Annotated in this window: 18 protein-coding genes and 1 pseudogene; 4 read left to right on the forward strand and 15 right to left on the reverse strand. The window is 50.0% G+C overall.

Annotation, left to right across the window (positions count from 1 at the left end):
• Both B7L70_RS05650 and B7L70_RS05655 read right to left on the reverse strand, forming a co-directional pair.
• Positions 1–340, reverse strand: a pseudogene (locus B7L70_RS05650) (hypothetical protein); the annotation flags it as partial.
• 336 nt (positions 341–676) lie between these two features.
• Positions 677–859, reverse strand: coding sequence for a cobaltochelatase subunit CobN (locus tag B7L70_RS05655; protein ID WP_081226917.1), 183 nt, complete (start codon positions 857–859; stop codon positions 677–679).
• Positions 860–1,177: 318 nt separating this feature from the next.
• On the opposite strand from B7L70_RS05655, the gene B7L70_RS13340 reads away from it, so the two are divergent.
• Both B7L70_RS13340 and B7L70_RS05660 read left to right on the forward strand, forming a co-directional pair.
• Positions 1,178–1,354, forward strand: a complete 177-nt coding sequence (locus tag B7L70_RS13340) for a hypothetical protein (RefSeq protein ID WP_162009109.1) — start codon at positions 1,178–1,180, stop codon at positions 1,352–1,354.
• Positions 1,326–1,733 (forward strand): hypothetical protein, encoded by a 408-nt coding sequence (locus B7L70_RS05660; RefSeq protein ID WP_101940241.1) that lies wholly within the window; start codon positions 1,326–1,328, stop codon positions 1,731–1,733. The genes B7L70_RS13340 and B7L70_RS05660 overlap by 29 nt, the downstream gene beginning before the upstream one ends.
• A 54-nt stretch (positions 1,734–1,787) precedes the next feature.
• Here the strand turns inward: B7L70_RS05660 and B7L70_RS05665 are convergent, their stop codons facing one another.
• Genes B7L70_RS05665 through B7L70_RS05680 form a run of 4 tightly spaced genes read right to left on the reverse strand, consistent with a single transcriptional unit; the run spans position 1,788 to position 5,574 of the window.
• Positions 1,788–2,543, reverse strand: coding sequence for an ABC transporter ATP-binding protein (locus B7L70_RS05665; RefSeq protein ID WP_081226919.1), 756 nt, complete (start codon positions 2,541–2,543; stop codon positions 1,788–1,790).
• Positions 2,533–3,624, reverse strand: coding sequence for an iron ABC transporter permease (locus B7L70_RS05670; RefSeq protein ID WP_162009110.1), 1,092 nt, complete (start codon positions 3,622–3,624; stop codon positions 2,533–2,535). The genes B7L70_RS05665 and B7L70_RS05670 overlap by 11 nt, the downstream gene beginning before the upstream one ends.
• A 4-nt stretch (positions 3,625–3,628) precedes the next feature.
• Entirely contained in the window at positions 3,629–4,762 is a 1,134-nt protein-coding gene (locus B7L70_RS05675; RefSeq protein WP_162009111.1) for an ABC transporter substrate-binding protein, read from the reverse strand.
• Between the two features lie 47 nt (positions 4,763–4,809).
• Positions 4,810–5,574 carry an adenosylcobinamide amidohydrolase gene (locus B7L70_RS05680; protein ID WP_081226922.1) on the reverse strand — a complete coding sequence of 255 codons (765 nt, stop codon included), beginning with the start codon at positions 5,572–5,574 and terminating at the stop codon, positions 4,810–4,812.
• A 68-nt stretch (positions 5,575–5,642) separates the two neighbouring features.
• Between B7L70_RS05680 and B7L70_RS05685 the strand changes: the two genes are divergently transcribed.
• Entirely contained in the window at positions 5,643–6,602 is a 960-nt protein-coding gene (locus B7L70_RS05685) for a hypothetical protein (protein ID WP_081226923.1), read from the forward strand.
• On the opposite strand, the gene B7L70_RS05690 is transcribed toward B7L70_RS05685, so the two are convergent.
• The 5 genes from B7L70_RS05690 to purD all read right to left on the reverse strand — a co-directional run bounded on the left by B7L70_RS05690 (position 6,592) and on the right by purD (position 10,706).
• Positions 6,592–6,954 carry an aspartyl protease family protein gene (locus B7L70_RS05690; RefSeq protein WP_081226924.1) on the reverse strand — a complete coding sequence of 121 codons (363 nt, stop codon included), beginning with the start codon at positions 6,952–6,954 and terminating at the stop codon, positions 6,592–6,594. The genes B7L70_RS05685 and B7L70_RS05690 overlap by 11 nt on opposite strands.
• A gap of 63 nt (positions 6,955–7,017) precedes the next feature.
• On the reverse strand, positions 7,018–8,220 hold the full coding sequence (purT, locus tag B7L70_RS05695; RefSeq protein ID WP_081226941.1) for a formate-dependent phosphoribosylglycinamide formyltransferase: 1,203 nt from the start codon (positions 8,218–8,220) through the stop codon (positions 7,018–7,020).
• A 2-nt stretch (positions 8,221–8,222) separates the two neighbouring features.
• Positions 8,223–8,891, reverse strand: coding sequence for a phosphoribosylformylglycinamidine synthase subunit PurQ (gene purQ / locus B7L70_RS05700; RefSeq protein ID WP_081226925.1), 669 nt, complete (start codon positions 8,889–8,891; stop codon positions 8,223–8,225).
• Positions 8,872–9,165 (reverse strand): phosphoribosylformylglycinamidine synthase subunit PurS, encoded by a 294-nt coding sequence (locus tag B7L70_RS05705; RefSeq protein WP_081226926.1) that lies wholly within the window; start codon positions 9,163–9,165, stop codon positions 8,872–8,874. The genes purQ and B7L70_RS05705 overlap by 20 nt, the downstream gene beginning before the upstream one ends.
• Positions 9,166–9,254: 89 nt before the next feature.
• On the reverse strand, positions 9,255–10,706 hold the full coding sequence (gene purD / locus B7L70_RS05710) for a phosphoribosylamine--glycine ligase (RefSeq protein ID WP_238376124.1): 1,452 nt from the start codon (positions 10,704–10,706) through the stop codon (positions 9,255–9,257).
• A gap of 124 nt (positions 10,707–10,830) precedes the next feature.
• Here purD and purC point away from each other — a divergent pair, with 124 nt between their 5' ends.
• Positions 10,831–11,535 (forward strand): phosphoribosylaminoimidazolesuccinocarboxamide synthase, encoded by a 705-nt coding sequence (gene purC / locus B7L70_RS05715; protein WP_081226928.1) that lies wholly within the window; start codon positions 10,831–10,833, stop codon positions 11,533–11,535.
• Here purC and purM read toward each other — a convergent pair.
• Genes purM through purL form a run of 4 tightly spaced genes read right to left on the reverse strand, consistent with a single transcriptional unit; the run spans position 11,525 to position 17,238 of the window.
• Complete coding sequence (gene purM, locus B7L70_RS05720; protein ID WP_081226929.1) at positions 11,525–12,532, reverse strand: phosphoribosylformylglycinamidine cyclo-ligase; 1,008 nt, start codon at positions 12,530–12,532, stop codon at positions 11,525–11,527. The two genes, purC and purM, sit on opposite strands and share 11 nt — an antisense overlap.
• 1 nt (position 12,533) lies before the next feature.
• Entirely contained in the window at positions 12,534–13,754 is a 1,221-nt protein-coding gene (locus B7L70_RS05725; RefSeq protein WP_081226942.1) for a phosphoribosyltransferase family protein, read from the reverse strand.
• A gap of 5 nt (positions 13,755–13,759) precedes the next feature.
• Complete coding sequence (locus B7L70_RS05730) at positions 13,760–15,070, reverse strand: amidophosphoribosyltransferase (RefSeq protein ID WP_081226930.1); 1,311 nt, start codon at positions 15,068–15,070, stop codon at positions 13,760–13,762.
• The gene (gene purL, locus B7L70_RS05735; RefSeq protein ID WP_081226931.1) at positions 15,070–17,238 is read right to left on the reverse strand and encodes a phosphoribosylformylglycinamidine synthase subunit PurL; all 2,169 of its coding nucleotides are present in this window, start codon (positions 17,236–17,238) and stop codon (positions 15,070–15,072) included. The genes B7L70_RS05730 and purL overlap by 1 nt, the downstream gene beginning before the upstream one ends.
• Positions 17,239–17,284 lie beyond the last annotated feature (46 nt).

Below are 17,284 nucleotides of genomic sequence, written 5' to 3' on the forward strand. Positions count from 1 at the left end.
TAAATGCCTCCACATCCTCCATGGTATACTCCTTAGTGTCTTTATCGAGAAGCTTAACAAGCCTTTCATAAACCTCCCTCGTGTAGTATTTGGACTTTGTGGGAGGCAGTAAAGCCCTTAAAACCGCCTTTAAACCCGACACCTCGGTATCGCCTAAAACATTTCTTTGATGAAGAAATGTGAGTAGGAGCTCGTTGAATTGCAGAAAGGCGTTTTTAAATAATCTAAACTCATAATTTATCTCAGCGAATTTCCTCCCCAGCCAATAGGCCAAGCTAGCTATAGACGCAATAACCGTGACTATAACGCTGATGAAGCCGATAAGGAACCCAATCTCCATAACTATATTACCTTAGGTATTGTTACTTATAAAAATGTTTTTAATGTTTTTATTTCAATGCCGGCCTCTCCTTACCTTACTAATCTCGCTCCTAAAACACCATTGAGTTTAGAGCGGAGAATTTGAAGTTGAGAATCACTATTTGCTTGGTATTACCCCTTTCTATACATCTTTAGCAACCTCTTCTAGTGCAAATGCAAACCTATTATTCTCCTTAAGCTACTCTTTCAATTCTACAACGTACTTCTTCGCAAGTTGGTTGCAAACCTCGTCAGGCGCAAACTTTGCTGTGCACTACCCGTAAAGGTTTGTTCCACAGTACTTGCCCCACGAACCCTAGGTACCTACTAAAAAGCCCTGCACCCTCTCAAGCAAATGCTCAGTCATTTTAACGCCAATCTCCCAGGCCGCCTTCGTGGATGTTAATGTTGGGTCTACAGCAAAGAAGCTCCTCCCCGTTGGAAGAACCTCGATCTTACCGCGAGTTAAAGCACCATTAGCATTAGGCTCAATATGCACACTCAAACCTAATCCTTAAGCAGGAATCCTCCCTTTACACCGGATCTCCGATAGTCTCGCTGCTCTCAGCGTAGTTCTAAAATTCTCGGGGGACCCCGACCTTTTTTTTCTCTCATTAATAACCGCAGCAATCTGCCGCGTCCCACCTCAGATTTTGGAACCAAACCCATGAATTATTTTTACATACGTAGTTACAAAATATAATGTGCGTCTTACACCAACGCATATACTGAGATTGCGTGACCTTACGGACATGGTTTATCATTGATAATACCAATAAAAATTAATATTATTTTAAAAGCAATAATATATTTTGTAATGTCGTACATAAAACAGAGGAACGCGGACCAGACAGTATCTCAGGGAGGCAGGGTTATTACCGAGACCGGTAGGAGGGTGAGGATAGGGCATATATATAGGTTGAGGAGGGGTAGGTTAGGGCATGTGTATCCCCTGAGGTGGAGGTATGGCCGTGAGGGTGAGGCTAAGGCTTAGGTCTAAAACCTCGCAAGAGGTTATCGAGACCTCCGCCCTTGTCAACAGCAGCTTTGAGGCCGAGAGTCCGCAGCTCCTCATACCCACGTCGTTGGCTAGGCAGCTCTCGCTCTACCCTCCACCGCCCATGTCGAGCATAATCGAGGTTGGGACCGCGGGTGGTCCGGTGAGGGTGTTCCTTGTTAGGGAGGCTTTGTATGCCTGGGTTATTACTGGCGATAGGGAGGTTGGTCCTAAACTCGCTGATGTATTGATATCATCTACTGAGGAGGAGGTTTTGATAAGCGATAAGTTGGCTGAGGAGTTCGGCATAGTCCTCCTGGCGATCGGCTCAGGAAATGGAGGTTTATCGACGACCCCCAGACAAGGTGAGGTATAGCGAGAAACCTCAATACTGGTGATTTTGATTCAATTTCTGCAAATACGTACGAAATTAAATTATTACCCTAGGTCCTCCATCAACCCACACAACCTTCGTGTCGACGCCATAAACCTCCTTAATTATTGATGGCCCCAGCGTCGAGGGTGAGAGGCCGTAGGCCACTACTTTGCCGTCCTTCATGAACACCAACCTATCTGAGTACTTAAGTGCCAGGTTTATGTCGTGGAGGGACATAAGTATTGATATGCCTCTCTCCCTGGCGATCTTCCGTAATGTCTCGAGCACTAAAACCTGGTGCTTCAAATCCAGGTTTGTCACGGGTTCATCTAGGAGTAAAACCCTCGGCTCCTGTGCCAATGCCCTCGCGATCTGCACTAGTTGGTATTGACCACCGCTTAACTCATGAATGTACCTGTTGCTCAGGTGTGAGATACCGAGTTCCTCAAGGATTTCGTATGCCACCTCATAATCCCTCCTACTTGGCCTAAGCCCCATGTGAGGCAGCCTACCGAGTAAAACTACGTCCAGGACCCTGATGGCATATGGCCTCTCCGGTATCTGTGGGACGTATGCTATTAACCTAGCCCATTCCCTATGACTCATCGCCGTGGATGCCTTACCATCAACGCATACGCAGCCTCTGAACCTCCTGGCAACGCCCAGCATGCACTTAATCAATGTGGACTTACCAGCGCCTATGGGGCCCATTAATGCCGTAACCTCGCCATCATCGACTATTAAATCTACACCCCTAATCACGGGCCCCCTCCCGTAACCACAATCGAGGGATTTAACCTCAAGGACCATACCCACCACCCCTCGTAATAACCATGAGCAGTAGGTAGGGTGCGCCAATCAGTGACAGTATTATCCCTATCGGTATTACGTACGGTGGTACCAGGGCCCTCGATATTATGTCTGCGGCTAACGTTACATCTGCGCCCATGATTGTCGATGTTGTGATCAACCTAGCGTTATTATTGCCGACAATCAGCCTCGAGATGTTCGGTATGACTAAGTCCACGAAGCCCACAATACCGACAAAGCTAACCACCGCGGCCGCCTGGAACGCCGTTAATAAAATCAACGTTAGCCTAAGCCCCCTAACGTTAACACCGAGACTATGGGCGACATCATCACCCAACCCAATCGCGTCTATCTTTGCTGAAACCACCAAGTAATAAATTATTGGTAGCAGTGATAGGGCCATGTAGGGTAGGTAGCTTAGCCTAACGTTTTCTAAGCTACCAAGCATCCACATTGCTATGGCGTGGGTGGCGTCGGGGTTGCCGGCGAAGTACTGAAGCATTGAGGTTCCCATGGAGAACATGAACATCACCGCAACGCCAGCGAGTATTATTACACTGGGCGTAGCCCCCTTAAGGTACGCCAATGCGTATACCATAAGCGCCGCTAGGGATGAGAAGAGGAATGCCATGGGTATTATAAGGTAGGGTGACGTGATCACAGGTACGTAGTACTTAATCACAAAGCCTCCGAAGCCTAGCACTATGGCTAGGGCGGCGCCGAAGCTCGCGGCTGCGGAGACGCCCAACGTATATGTGGACGCCAGGTAATTCCTAAGCACTGACTGGAGGACCGCGCCGGCCGACGCTAACGAGGCGCCTAGGATTATGGCTGATACAGCCTCGGGAAGCCTTAAGTGGAGTACCACGAGGGTTGCGTCGGTCGGTAACTTAAAAATTGGGACTATCGCATTGATTAATGCCTCGTAGACCCAGGCAATGGGTAACTTATATGTGCCGGTCACCACATCTAAGGCGAATAAAAGGGGCACTAACAAGGCGAGTACTATATTTAACACCACAGACCTAAGCGTCCTTTCGATTTCAGGCCTGGGCTTCTTTATTATTATTGTTACGGTCACAAAATCACCCACTGCAGAACCAAGTCCCTCCCGGCTCGGCCGTTATTAAGAACTTACTAAAGTACTGATTGAGGAGCTCCGTGGCGTTAACCCTCACCACATTAGGCCACAACACGCTATCTATGTATAGGGCGGTGATGTAGCCAGGGGGTCCCTCAGTTAGGTACCCAGGTATGACTATTATGTGGCCCTCCTTAACGGCTGCCGTTTGATTAAACACTGGGTTACTCCTCACGGAGTTTATGATGCCCTCGCAGTACGTTGTTGCGTTGGGGGAGTGTGGGTTTAGGTCCCACGTGGTGACTATTATGACACTTGGGTTGCATTGTAAAACGGACTCGGGCTGTACCTGCATTGATTTATTGAAGCACGGCTGTAATCCAGCCAACACGGTTACCCTATATGGGTCAGAACCATTACCTGCCACGAGCCAGGGTGAGTAATCCCAGGCAAAAATTATGTAGGCCCTTGGGTGTTGATTTATCTGCGACTGGTACGTCTTAAGTTCCTGCTTTAAACCACTTAACCAATTGATCAATTGCATTGCTTTGTCTGTATGGTTTGTTATTAACCCAAGGAAGTATATAAGTGATGTAAGGTTGTCCGTGGGTCCCCATGCAATGGCCGGTATATTGAGGGCCTGTAGCTTCTGCCTAACCTGCGGTAATATATAACTCCAGGTTATCACGATGTCCGGTTTTAGATTAACTATTTCCTCGTAATTGACTGACCACATGCCGGAGCTCACCGCCGGTAAGTTACTATAGTTTCCAAATAACCATGGGAGCTCCGTTGCGTAACCCTCAACGCCGACAACGTAGTTACTAGCGCCTATGTCTATTAATACCTGGAGGGCCACCGTATTCATGGCCACGATCCTCTTCACCGGTATACTCAATGTGATGTTCTCGCCGTAGTTATTGATAATTATTGTGTTTGCATTTACGGGGTACATTACGAAATTTGGCGAGGAGTATGTGCTTAATTCATTAACGCTGGTGGTTGCTGGAGCGCTTGTTGGGGCCTTGGGCTTATGGTGGATTATGAGATATACCGCGGCTGCGGCGAGTACTAACACTAAAACCGTGGCAACCACCAATTGAGTCCGTGACAGTCCACGTAACTCCTGCCTATGCATCGAGGTAGGATGCATATCCTATTTATAAGCATTTCCTTATACGGAATTTAAAAATCAGGGCTTTCGCTGCTCTTAATTATGGCTTCCTTAACGGCTTCGTATACGGTCTTCGCCATTAACTCGCCGATCTTTGAGTGCCTGCCTGTGTATGTTATTAATGGTCCCCAACCTGAAATTATTACTGCATTGTCGGTCCCGGTCCCCGTTGCCTGTACCTTCGGGTTGTAGCTGCTTCTTACGTCTAGGTCTTGGAGCGCGGCTACTTTTGCCTCCGTTATTGTTATTAGGGCCCTAGCCATGGCGCCTGCCGTCAACTTCGCGTTGGTCAGTAGTATTATGTTTATTGTGCCCTCCCTATCCCTACACGTGAATTTTCCGGCCTCCTCAACGCATTGCGCCTCATCAAGACCTGCCCTCATAGCGTTTGTCTTGACGCCTGCGGTCGCGAAGGATGTGACCCAGAGCCCTGAGTGTTCCATGGTTTTAACGACTACGTTATCCATGTCGACGCCGGTGCTTAGGCAGGCGCCATCCTCGAGACGAAGCCCTAGCTCTTTTAGTAACTCCCTGAGGTAGGTCTCCCTATTGCCCGGCTCATGGAGCCACTTCCATAATTGAGGCGGTGCATAATTATTGCATGCGAAGGATATCTCCCTGAAACCATCCATTGTGCTCAGTGCCTGGGTTCTCCCTGGTAACTCAATTACTAGCGTCTTCACGGTGAGTCCTCGATATTCCTGATAATATATACGCGCCAAAATTCCATCTCTCGACCAAATCACCTTAGTTTTATTTAACAGAATGCTTGGCATTTATAAGTAGGATACAAATCCTACTTATAAAGATAATCCTTTTATAATTCAAGCCGAAGTGCCTCTTAATGGGTGGTGTGGCGTCGCTTATCCTGGATGCAGCGATTTACGTTGCCTTGTTCCTAGTCTCATCCATGGCGGGTTTGTTTCTGGCGTGCTTGTTGAATGAGTATGGGCTTTTGAGGAGGGCTGGACCTGCGGTTAAGGCTTTACTGAGACCTGCGGGTCTCCCTGACTTTGTGTTTCCTGCCGTTGCCTCAGCCATGGTTAATGCCTACAGGGCTGAGCACATGATCATCTATGACTACTACTCCAGGGGCTTGCTAAGTGAGGATGCCGTGGTTTTTTACGTACTGGCTAGCGGGTACCTCAGGGCTGTGGGTGCATTGCTGCACGTGGGACCCATAGCCCTCGCCGCACTTGGCCCCATAGGGTTGATCTACTTAGCATTACTTTACATTAAGTACGTGCTCAACACCGTGATTGGCCTGGCATATGGTAGGGTTAGGGGTATCCGCATAGTTAACGCCCAGGTTGGGCCGTCCCTTATGAGTAATCATGGGTCGGGCAATCGCCTTAAGCCATGTTTTACACGGAGCTTGAGGGTGACGTTGAGGGTCCTGCCCAGGTTCCTCATTGTCATTATTACCGTCCTACTCCTCGAGTACTTCGGTGTGTTCACAGCACTTGGGCATTATTTAATCGTGAATGCTGGGGCCCTGTCCTACTTTTTAAGCCCTGCCTCGATTACCGTGTTGAGCACGGCCATTGCCTCGCCATCAGTCTCCTACTTCGTGGCCGCCTCGCTTTTTGGGCATGGGCAGTTAAGCCTTAAGTTCTTATTGATTGCGTTGCTCCTGGGTAGTACAATTAATGGTTTAACGATAGGCCTAATGCGGCACTCGCTTCCGTTCTACCTATCGATTTACCCGCCTAAGCTTGCTGTTAAGATTGCGGTGGCCCAAGCCCTCGCGGACGCCGTATCCCTGACGGTTATAATAACCCTACTAATGGTTTTTAACGCATAGCCTTCATCAAACCCCTCGCCGGCCTCAACTCCCTCCTAAATGGGTCGAGCACTAAGCCGAATATCTCCAGGGTGACGACACCGAGCAGGTTCTCATCCTCACTCTCACCGAGAACCACGGGCGTATGCCTCTTGCCATAGCCCGGCAATTCAAGTAAGGCCTCGGAGATCGCTCTCCTAATCACGGTACCATCGGCCAGTACAAACTCCATTTCCCCCATCGGCTTTAGCCCCAGCTCCTCCCAAACACTCCTGGTCAACACCGTGTACATAGCGCCCGAGTCGACTAGGAACCTAACCCTAATGCTTTTTCCATCGTGCTTGACCACGCCATCCACGTACACAAGGCTCATAGTCACTCATAATGCATGCATTGAATTAATAAAATTATTTTTAATTTTAATGTTTTTAATGTTTTAATGAGTAATTACTTTAATCTTAGACGCCGCGAGCCTCGCCCTCTCCCTGGCCTCATTGACCGTATCGCCGACGGCGAGGACCACGCCCATCCTCCTACCCCTATACGTGCTTGGTTTACCGAAGAGCCTAACCTGAACGCCTGGTATTGCCAGGGCCTCCTCAATGCCTATGAACCTCGGTGCGTAGCCCTCGTTATCGGCAATTATTACATGCGATGCTGCTGGGGTTACGAGCTTGACCTCGGGTATTTGGAACCCCAGTGCTGCCCTGACATGTATTTGGAATTCATTTATGTCCGTGCTCACCAGCGTCACAAGCCCGGTATCATGCGGTCTCGGCGCAACTTCGCTGAATAATAGCCTACCATCCCTCGTTAGTATCAGTTCCACGCCGTAGATGCCGAGCCCACCCAGCTCATCCACAACCTTGATCGCCATTTCCTTAGCGGTCTTCAACACAGACTCATTAGCTGTCGGTGGGTGCCAGGACTCCACGTAGTGGAAGACTCCCTTGGGCCTTTGATGTTCAATTGGGGTTAGGGTCCTCGTCTCGATGCTGTTCCCAACCCTATGCCTATACGTCAGTGCCGTGAACTCCCTATCTATCTCCACGAACTCCTCAACAATCACCTTCCTACTCGCCCCCCTCGCATGCTCAACGGCGCGCCTAAACCCCTCCTCAACCCCATCCCTACTCTTAATGATAACATGGCCATGTCCACTCGAGCTCATCTCCGGCTTTATTAAGCATGGGTAGCCCAGGTCCTTGCAGGCCCTCTCCACATCACTGGGTGACTCAGCCACGTAATACTTAGTCGTTGGTAGTCCCAGCTTCTCGGCAGCTAACCTCCTCAGCTCTACCCTGTTCATGCACACCTTAACCGCACGGGCGTTTGGTACCACCCTGAACCCCTCCTCCTCAAGTTCCACGAGGGCGTCTGTGTTTATGGCCTCGATCTCCGCAATAACGGCGTCGGGGACCTCCCTCCTCACTATCGCCTTAATTGCCTTGCCATCCATCATGTTTATCACGTACCTCCTATGGGCGACGTGCATTGCTGGTGCCATATCGTACCTATCCACAGCCACAACCTCAACACCAAGTCTCTGCGACTCAATTGCCATCTCCTTCCCCAACTCACCACTACCCAGCAGGAGGATCCTCCTGGCGCCCTCCATCAGTGGTGTGCCGAACTCCACCCTCACCACCCCCTTGTTAGGCTCTCCTTAAGGCTGAGCCATAGCTTCAAACCACCCTTACTATGGCCCCTGGGTACTAAGATATCCTCGGAAGCCCTCTCTGGATGGGGCATTAATCCCACGACATTTCCATCCTTATTGGCAACACCCGCAATGTTGTTTATTGACCCGTTGGGATTCTCACCGTGGTATGAAAACGCCGTATTCACCTCCGCTGGGTTGTCGATGTAATATCTGCCCTCGCCATGGGCTATTGGCATCGAAACCACCTCACCCTCTCCATACGCCGTGGTGAATGGGGTCTTTACATTGAGGACCTTAACCCTGACCCACTTGGCTATGAACCTTGGTGGGTCGTTAGGAAGTAACGCGCCCGGTAACAGCCCTGATTCCACGAGTATCTGGAACCCATTGCATATACCAAGGATGGGCTTGCCCTCATCAGCCATCTCCCTAATCACCCTTAGTGCAGGGCTTCTTGCGGCTATGGCGCCAGCCCTGAGCCAATCACCATAGCTGAAGCCACCTGGCACCACGGCCGCATCGTAACCCTCATCCTTAAATTCCCCATGCCACACCACATCAGCCCTCAAGCCTATAACCCTATTCAATACATGGGCCACGTCTAAGTCACCGTTGGTCCCTGGGAACCTAATCACCGCAACCCTCATCCTCAACACCCAACACAAGTAATTCGTGAACCGTTGGGTTGTAGATCCTAAGCCTATAGCATAAACCGGACACAATCTTTGCGGCCTCCTCAGAATTCGCAGCAGAAACCGTGAAGCCTAGGTACTTACCACTACGTACCTTAAATACACCGTTGAAGCCTGAGGCTACGATAACATCCTTAAGTATAGTCTCACCCTCGGGATCCCTGGAACCCCTCAGTACAATGGCGACATGAACCAAGTACCTCCTATTCACAACCTCCTTCGTCCCCATTGTTTAAGTGAATAATTAAAAATTTTATAAAAGTTACCCCGAAATATTTATGGTCATTATTTAAATAATTAATTAAATACGGTATATGATCACGAGTAATCATGCACAATGGGTTCCCTGCCAGGCACCCAATCAACCCTGACCCTACCAAGCCCGTGGGAGCGCCTCCACATGTAAACCTGCCTAACGAGCTCGGCCTCGGAAATCCTCCTATTTATAAGCTCGGGGCTTCCGATGTCCACCCTATGGAATAATTGCCAATCTGGTGACGAGACCTGGGATACGCATCCTTCAACCCTATCATACGTTTCCTGGTATGTACTTCCAAGCGCCATGATCTCCACAGCCCTTGAGCCCAGCGTCCTATAAACACCGTTAACCTCCTCAACGGAGCTGTAAAATACGATGCAACCTAGCTTGGTTATTGCGTCCTCGTTCATGATCACCGTCCTATTAACTGCCAAATCCCTATTGTGTGGGTAGCCCAGGGGCGCCACGGCCTTTGTTATAGCCACAACACCATCCCTAAAACCGTACTTAACGCTGGATAACCTACCCTCAACCGCAGCCTCCACCAACTCCAACAGGTCAGCCTCAAGGAGGGCTAGGGCGTTTGTGACCTCCGGGTCTCCGAACCTGCTGTAGTACTCGATTAGTGTTGGTCCGTAAGTCGTAAGCATGAACTGGCCCGAGAGGACGCCAACGTACCTACCACCAACCTCCCTCTGCAATGCCTCTATCGTCCTCTTGACAATATCGACACTCTCCCAATACTCATCACCAAGTAGGAATGGCAGCCTAGGTCCTGGCCCCACGATACTCCCCATACCACCACACTCAGGCCCCATGTCGTAATCAAAGGCGTGTGGGTGGTCCTGGATCGGCGGTAGCGCAATAACGCTGTAACCGTCAGTTATGACCTGTACTGTATACTCAACCCCAGTTACTGCCTCCTCAATTATTATCAAATCCTCAATATCGCCGTATTTAGAGACGGACCTTGCGGCATCAAGGACTTGCGATGCCTTGGCCGTGCCCATGGCATCCCTGAGGTAGGCTAGGTTTTCCCAGAAGACGCGGACACCCTTACCGCCGGCCTGTCTTGCGGGTTTTATGGCAACGGAGCCAGCGTTTTTAATATACTCCGCCGCATCCCTCGCATCCCTAAACGCCCTGAAGGCTAGTCTACCCGGTATTTTATACTTCCACATCAACTCTCTCGCGAATGCCTTACTCTGCTCAATCATGGCTAACCTGCGGGGTACACCGAAGGTGGGCACCCCCATCTCAAGGGCCCTATCGGCAACACCGGCGAATTGGGGTTCCTCAGGCCCAATAATCACGATGTCTGGGTTTACCTCGTTTATTGCCCTTGTGATGCCGTTAACGTTCAACTTATCAATGACCACCCAACCACCGCTCCGCCTGGAAACCCTCTCAATACCTGGATTCCTATGTGCCATTAAGGCATAGATCCTCGGCTCATGAGGACTCTCTAAGAGTTTTAACGCAATTGCGTGCTCGCGTGCACCATCTCCCACAATTAACACCTTGCTTTTTATCACAATCATTTAAATAATTTACGGAGTTTATAAACCTAATCTTCACGTATATTGTTTAAATAAATAATAAAACTTATAAATTACCTAGGGGTAACCTTACCATGTGGAGTTAATTTACGAGGGCAAGGCCAAGAGGGTGTACAGGCTCAATAATGAGAGGCTTGTCATGGAGTTTAAGGACGAGGTCACGGCATTCGATGGGTTGAGGAAGGAGGTGGCTATAGGTAAGGGCAGGTTGGCGGCTGCTCAGACGGCATTCTTCATGAGTTACCTGGAGGGTAATGGCGTTAGGACCCACTTCATTGATTGGGATGGTGATAGGAGGATAACCGTTAGGGCCCTGAGGATGGTGCCGATAGAGGTTATCGTTAGGAATTACGCGTATGGCTCGTTCCTTAAGAGGATGCCCATGGTAAAACCCCTAACCAGGTTCTCAAAACCACTGGTGGAGTTCCATCTAAAGAGTGATGAGCTTCACGACCCATTACTGACCATGGATGATATAACCGAGGCAGGCCTATTAACTAGGGAGGAGTTACAGGAGATCATAAATACGTCACTCAGGGTAAATGACTTATTAACGAATTTACTAAGCACGCGCGGCCTCATTCTTGTTGACTTCAAACTCGAGTTCGGTTTTGATGGGAGCGGTAGGTTGCTGTTGGCTGATGAGATGAGCGGTGATACAATGAGGATACTAAGGAATGGCAAACACCTGGATAAGGAATTATTTAGGAAGGGTGCCTCGGCGATGGACCTTGTTAAAGCATATGCTGAATTAAATGCCCTGCTTGGAGTTAAATCCTAACCTCCAAGCCATTCCATAGCCTAATCCTCAAAACACCCCCTTCATCCTCAACAACCCTACCAAGGATCCAGGAATTGATGCTCCAGCGATTAATTACCTTGAGGACCTCCTCGACATGTTCGGGGTTTACGAAGAGGGCTAACCCAACACCCATGTTGAATACCCGGTACATTTCATCCCAACCCACACCACCAACCCTCTGAATTTCCTGAAATAAGCAGGGCGGCTCGGGCGCCTCAAGGTAAAGACCCTGGCCGGGCCCCAAAACCCTCCTTAACTTTGTGAAGGCACCGCCCGTTATATGCACGGCTTTTCTAATTAGGCGTGAACTATATAACTCAAGGAGTAACTTGCCGTAATCAGCCGTGGGTTTAAGCAAGGCGTCGGCAAGTTCCTCACCGCACACCTGGACATCGAGTTTGTACCTGCTCAGTAATACCTTACGTGCCAGTGTGTACCCATTCATGTGGAGACCACCTGATGAGACCCCAACAACCACGTCGCCCACGCGAACATCCTCCGTAGGCCCATTCCTAATTCCGAGGACGGCGCACACCACATCAATCCCATTGACCAGGTCAGGCATTATTGCAGACTCACCGCCAAGCAGTACTGCTCCGACTCTGCTCAATGCTTCGAGGACCCCATCAATTACGCCCCTAACCGCATCGACATCGTTATCCCTCAACGCTATGTAATCAACTACGGCCAGTGGTTTGGCATTATCGCAGGCAATATCGTTTGTATTACCAATTACGCAGTCCCAACCCAGCACCCTAAACCTGCGTGTTGCCCACGCTATCAGTGACTTCGTACCCACCCCATCCACATGAAGCGTAAGGCCAAAACCATTTAGGTCCAGAAACCTCGTGAAGGCCCCCTCATTAATCCTAACGCCTAGTTTATTCGCTAACTGCCTTATCGACTTAATGGCGTAACTGTGCATCTCGTGATGTAGGTCAAGGTCGACCCCAGCCCTCTTGTATGTCCAGCCCACGTTAATCACCGCCCCGGAAGCACTCCATACATAATTCCCCAGTGATTCCGACATCCCTCGCTGTATTAGTTAGGTCATCAATGGAGGCCCAGGTTATTGAATCCACCTCCAGGACCTTGATCAGCTCTTTATCCTCACGGAACACCCTCGCCAGTAACGTCCTCGTTGGCGGCATGGTGACGCCGTATGGGCATGCCCTGGCTATCCTCGGGCTTGCGATACCCACGTGAACCTCCCTAACCCCAGCCCTATGCCTTAATATCTGTGATACCTCCTTAATCGTTAAACCACTCAGTAATGAATCATCGATTAGCAGGACCCTCCTGCCCCTAAGCTCCTTGATTATGGGATTCACCTTTAGGTGTATTATTGACCGCCTAGTCGTGATTTCATCCATGATTGCGGACCTGCGCCTCTCGACATTCATTAACGCCAACTCCACGGGCTTACCCAACGCCTCACCAACCTTTAATGCATAGAGCGTCCCGGTGTCAGGTACACCAACCACTAAATCAGTACTATCGGCAATACGCCCCCTCAACCTGGCCGCCAACCTCTGGGCCAGGGCCTTCCTAAAGGCATAGACAGAATGACCATCGATCTCGGAATCAGCCCTACTCATGTAGATAAACTCCAGGGAACACAGCTTGGGATCCTCATCACTATTAACAGCCCTCAACTCCCTCACCACGTACCTAGAAATGTCGATTATGGAGCCAGGCCTTACAGGGGTTCTGACGGCACCGCCAGCTGCGCTTATCGCCGCGGTTTCATTTGACATGTGCGCCAGGTCAAAGCCGTAAGCGCCTAGGGATAGGGCTCTACGCCCATCAACCGATCTATAGCCAACCAGGTGCCCATTACTTGTCAACGCCAACAATACTAAGCTCTTACCTGGGGCTTTCCCGTTAAGGACTATATCGCATATCTCCCCTTCATTAATTTCCTGCCCCTCGTAACAATACGCCACATCAACATTACCGCATTTAATGACACCAAATACCGAGTCATCCGTTGCAGAGCAGGCGATGCCGGCCCATCCATTAACATCGATGTCCTTAACATCATCCAGCCTCTTGGTTAATAATCCCTCGTTTGATAGCACGGAGACCAAATACACCTCACCCCTATGCCTCAATGCTGATAATCCATACCTGATGACACCACCTATGTCCCAACCCTCGTGGAATGACAGAACCCCCAGTAAACCTGCCGTGCCCATGCGCATCACCTGGTGAAATCCCTCTCCAACTCATCAATGTTCACGTCAAATGGGTAGTTGCCCGTAAAGCATGCTGTGCAAACCTCATCAACGCCTATTGACCACAACAACTCATCAACTGTTAAGTAAATTAGTGAGTTGGCACCAAGTATTTCCCTGACACCATCAATGGTTCTACCATGGGCTATCAACTCACGACGTGTTGGGAAGTCCATACCCATGAAGCATGGGTACCTAATCGGTGGTGAGGAGACCCTCACATGGATTGCACGTGCACCATACCTCCTCAACCTCGGTATTAATGACCTGAGTGTGTCGCCCCTAATTATCGAGTCGTCAATTAAAGCGAGCGATTTATCCCTAACCCCCTCCCTAACAATCCCATAAAGCTCCCCATTCCTCTCCATGGGCGGCTTGATGAAGTTCCTACCGAGGAACCTATTCTTCACTACCAAATCCTCCATGGGCCTACCCAAGGCTTTTGCGTAGCTCTGGGCGGCGATCCTTGCTGACTCAGGTATTGGGGCCACTACGTCGATGTCCTTAATAGGCTCCTTCCTGGCCAGTGATAAACCGAGCCTCTGCCTAACATTGTAAACACTTATCCCATTGAAGTAGGAGTCAGGTCTCATGAAGTAGATGTACTCAAGGGCGCAGTAAGCTCTTTTACCGTTCCCAAACTCATCCCCATACTCACTAACGTCACCCCTGGAGTTAAGAACAACAGCCCTACCAGGCTCCAGCTCACGCCACTTAAAACCCAGCACCTCAAGGGCGCTTGTTTCCGAGGCAGCGGCAATACCATCTTCGTTAAAGCCAACGCTCAACGGCCTTATCCCCCAGGGATCCCTAATCAGCAGTAGTTGCCCTTTCCATATCGCAATTATTGCGTAGCCACCCTTGACGGTCATGAATAACCTCCTAATGGCACCCTCAACCCCATGCTTAGTCAATAGGTACCTCAGGTACATTGCCAAGACCCAGGCGTCATAATGCTCGTTAGCGACCTCAAGTCCCTCACCCCTCATTATCCTGGCCAATTCCCTGTAATTTGCTATGGTGCCGTTAAAGACCAAGGCCATGTCACCCAGTACTATGGGCTGGAGCTCCACATTGTAAGGACCGCTTGTTGAGTACCTGGCGTGGCCTAGGCATAATGTAGATGCCAGGTTGTTCACGTTATCGAGCTTTATCAAAGCACCACCAACGCTGCAGACGTATGACACACCCTCCTGACCCCTATGCATGTGCCATGGCGCCATCCTTACTACGTAACTCGGGGACCCCAAGCCCATGAATGCCCATATACCGCACATTAAAATACACCCCATAGGGATGAGTAATCCCTCAACACCTCACCTAATCCTAGTTCTGCCAATTCATCACCCCTCCACAGAAACCTAGCCGAACTGCCCTCTGATGAGCCGATCACCGCATGGGGCACACCCATCTCCCTAAGGATGCTCACTACTTTATCAGTATCCCGTGTCTCGATTATGTACCTGGCATTGGATTCCGAAAATGCCACTGTCACTGGATCAATGGCGCTGCCAGGGATCTTTGCTAAGTCGGCACTAAAGCCCGCCCCACCAATCGCGGACATCTTCAGCAGTGTCGTTGCGAGACCTCCAAGCCCCACATCCATGCATGAATCCACTAACCCATACTCGATTAGCCTAAGCACAGCCTCGGCGTTACGCAACTCCTCCTCAGGCCTAGGTCTCGGTGGTTGACCCCTAACTAAACCATGAACCCTATATAGGTACTCAGAGCCTCCCAACTCATTGTCCGTTAAGCCAATAACAATGAGTGAACCACCCCCCTTTAATCCACCACCAACGCTCTTACCAACATCATTTAACACTCCAAGCACTACGACTGTGACGACAGGCTTTATCACGGTATTCGTGATCGAGTCCTCGTTATAGAAGCTCACCTTACCACCAACTATTGGGATCTTTAATGACCTCGACATCCACGCCAAGCCCTTGACAGACATGACGAAGTACCAGTACCTATCGGGGACCTCTGGGTTCCCCACGTTTATGGAGTCCGCGGCAGCTATGGGTCTACCGCCCACGGAGACCACGTTCCTATACGCCTTAGCCAGCGAGTTCGCGGTCCCCACGTACGGATCCAGGAATGAGTACCTGGGGTTTGCGTCAGCCTTTATAGCAATACCCAGCTTACCATCACCACCATCCTCCTCCAGAAGCCTTAGGACAGCCGCCCCGGCTTGGCCTGGTTTAATGACCGTCCTGACACCAACCTCGTGATCATAAAGTGTGTAGATGGGTTCCTTAGAAGCCACATTGGGGCTTGCAAGTACTCTCCCTAGTGCGTCCTTAAACGGTACCTGCGGTAATGGTGGGATTTCCCAAAGCCCCCTGAGCCAGGTTGGTTCGGAATATTCGTAGTTCGTCTCAGGAGCATTGGTGATTAACTTCACGGGTAAATCCACGATTTTCTCGCCCTTATAAAACGCCTCGAATCGCCCATTCCCCGTTAATTCACCGATTATGTCATAGCCTATACCGTAACCCTCAAGTAGCGATTTCACATCATCCAAACGTTTAGGATCAATAACCACCACCATCCTCTCCTGGGATTCCGAGGCTAGGATCTCCTCAGGGCTTAGTTTATCCCTAAGCCTAACCCTGTCCAGGTAGACCCTAATGCCTAGGTTAAATTGCGATGCCAACTCGCTTAATGCCGTGGCTAGGCCACCGCCACCGACATCCTTAACGACCTTTACAAGCCTCCTCTGGGCTAGTTCGGTTATTGCATCTATCAATAATTTCTCAAGTAGTGGATTACCAACCTGTACCGCGGATATTTCATCAGTCTCACCCAGCGTTTTCGATGCAAAGGCGCTACCTAGCATCCCATCCCTACCTGTGTCATTACCGATCACTAACACGACATCGCCAGGACCAGCCTCACCCCACACAACCTGTTCCTCGGTGCCAACGCCAACGCATGTTACGAGTACTATTGGGTTTCTGCTAAATGATTCGTCGAACCAAACCTCGCCCCCAACGACGGGAACCCCAATCCTATTTCCGTAGTCCGATATCCCCCTGACAACGTTTCTGGCGATCCAGAGCGAGTGGTTATCACTTGGGTTGCCGAAGTGTAGGTTGTTTAGTAATGCTATTGGCCTTAAGCCCGTGGTTAGGATATCCCTAACAATGCCCCCAACCCCCGTGGCAGCCCCATCGTATGGATCCACGGCGGATGGGTGGTTATGGCTCTCTATCTTGAAGGATACAAAGACGTCACCAACCTTAATTAGGGGTGCGTCGAGACCTGGCCCCCTAACGACGTGGCTTGACTCCGTGGGTAGCTCCCTCAACCACCTCCTACTGCTTTTGTAGGAGCAGTGCTCGCTCCACTCGGCCTCGAAGATCATAAACTCAGCCCTACTCGGCTCCCTACCCAATGCGCTCCTAATTATGTCGAGTTCGTAATCCTTAAGCGTCATTTCATCACCTGTTTAAACATTTGTTTTAATAATATCTCCTGCATTA

Source organism: Vulcanisaeta sp. EB80, assembly GCF_002078205.2.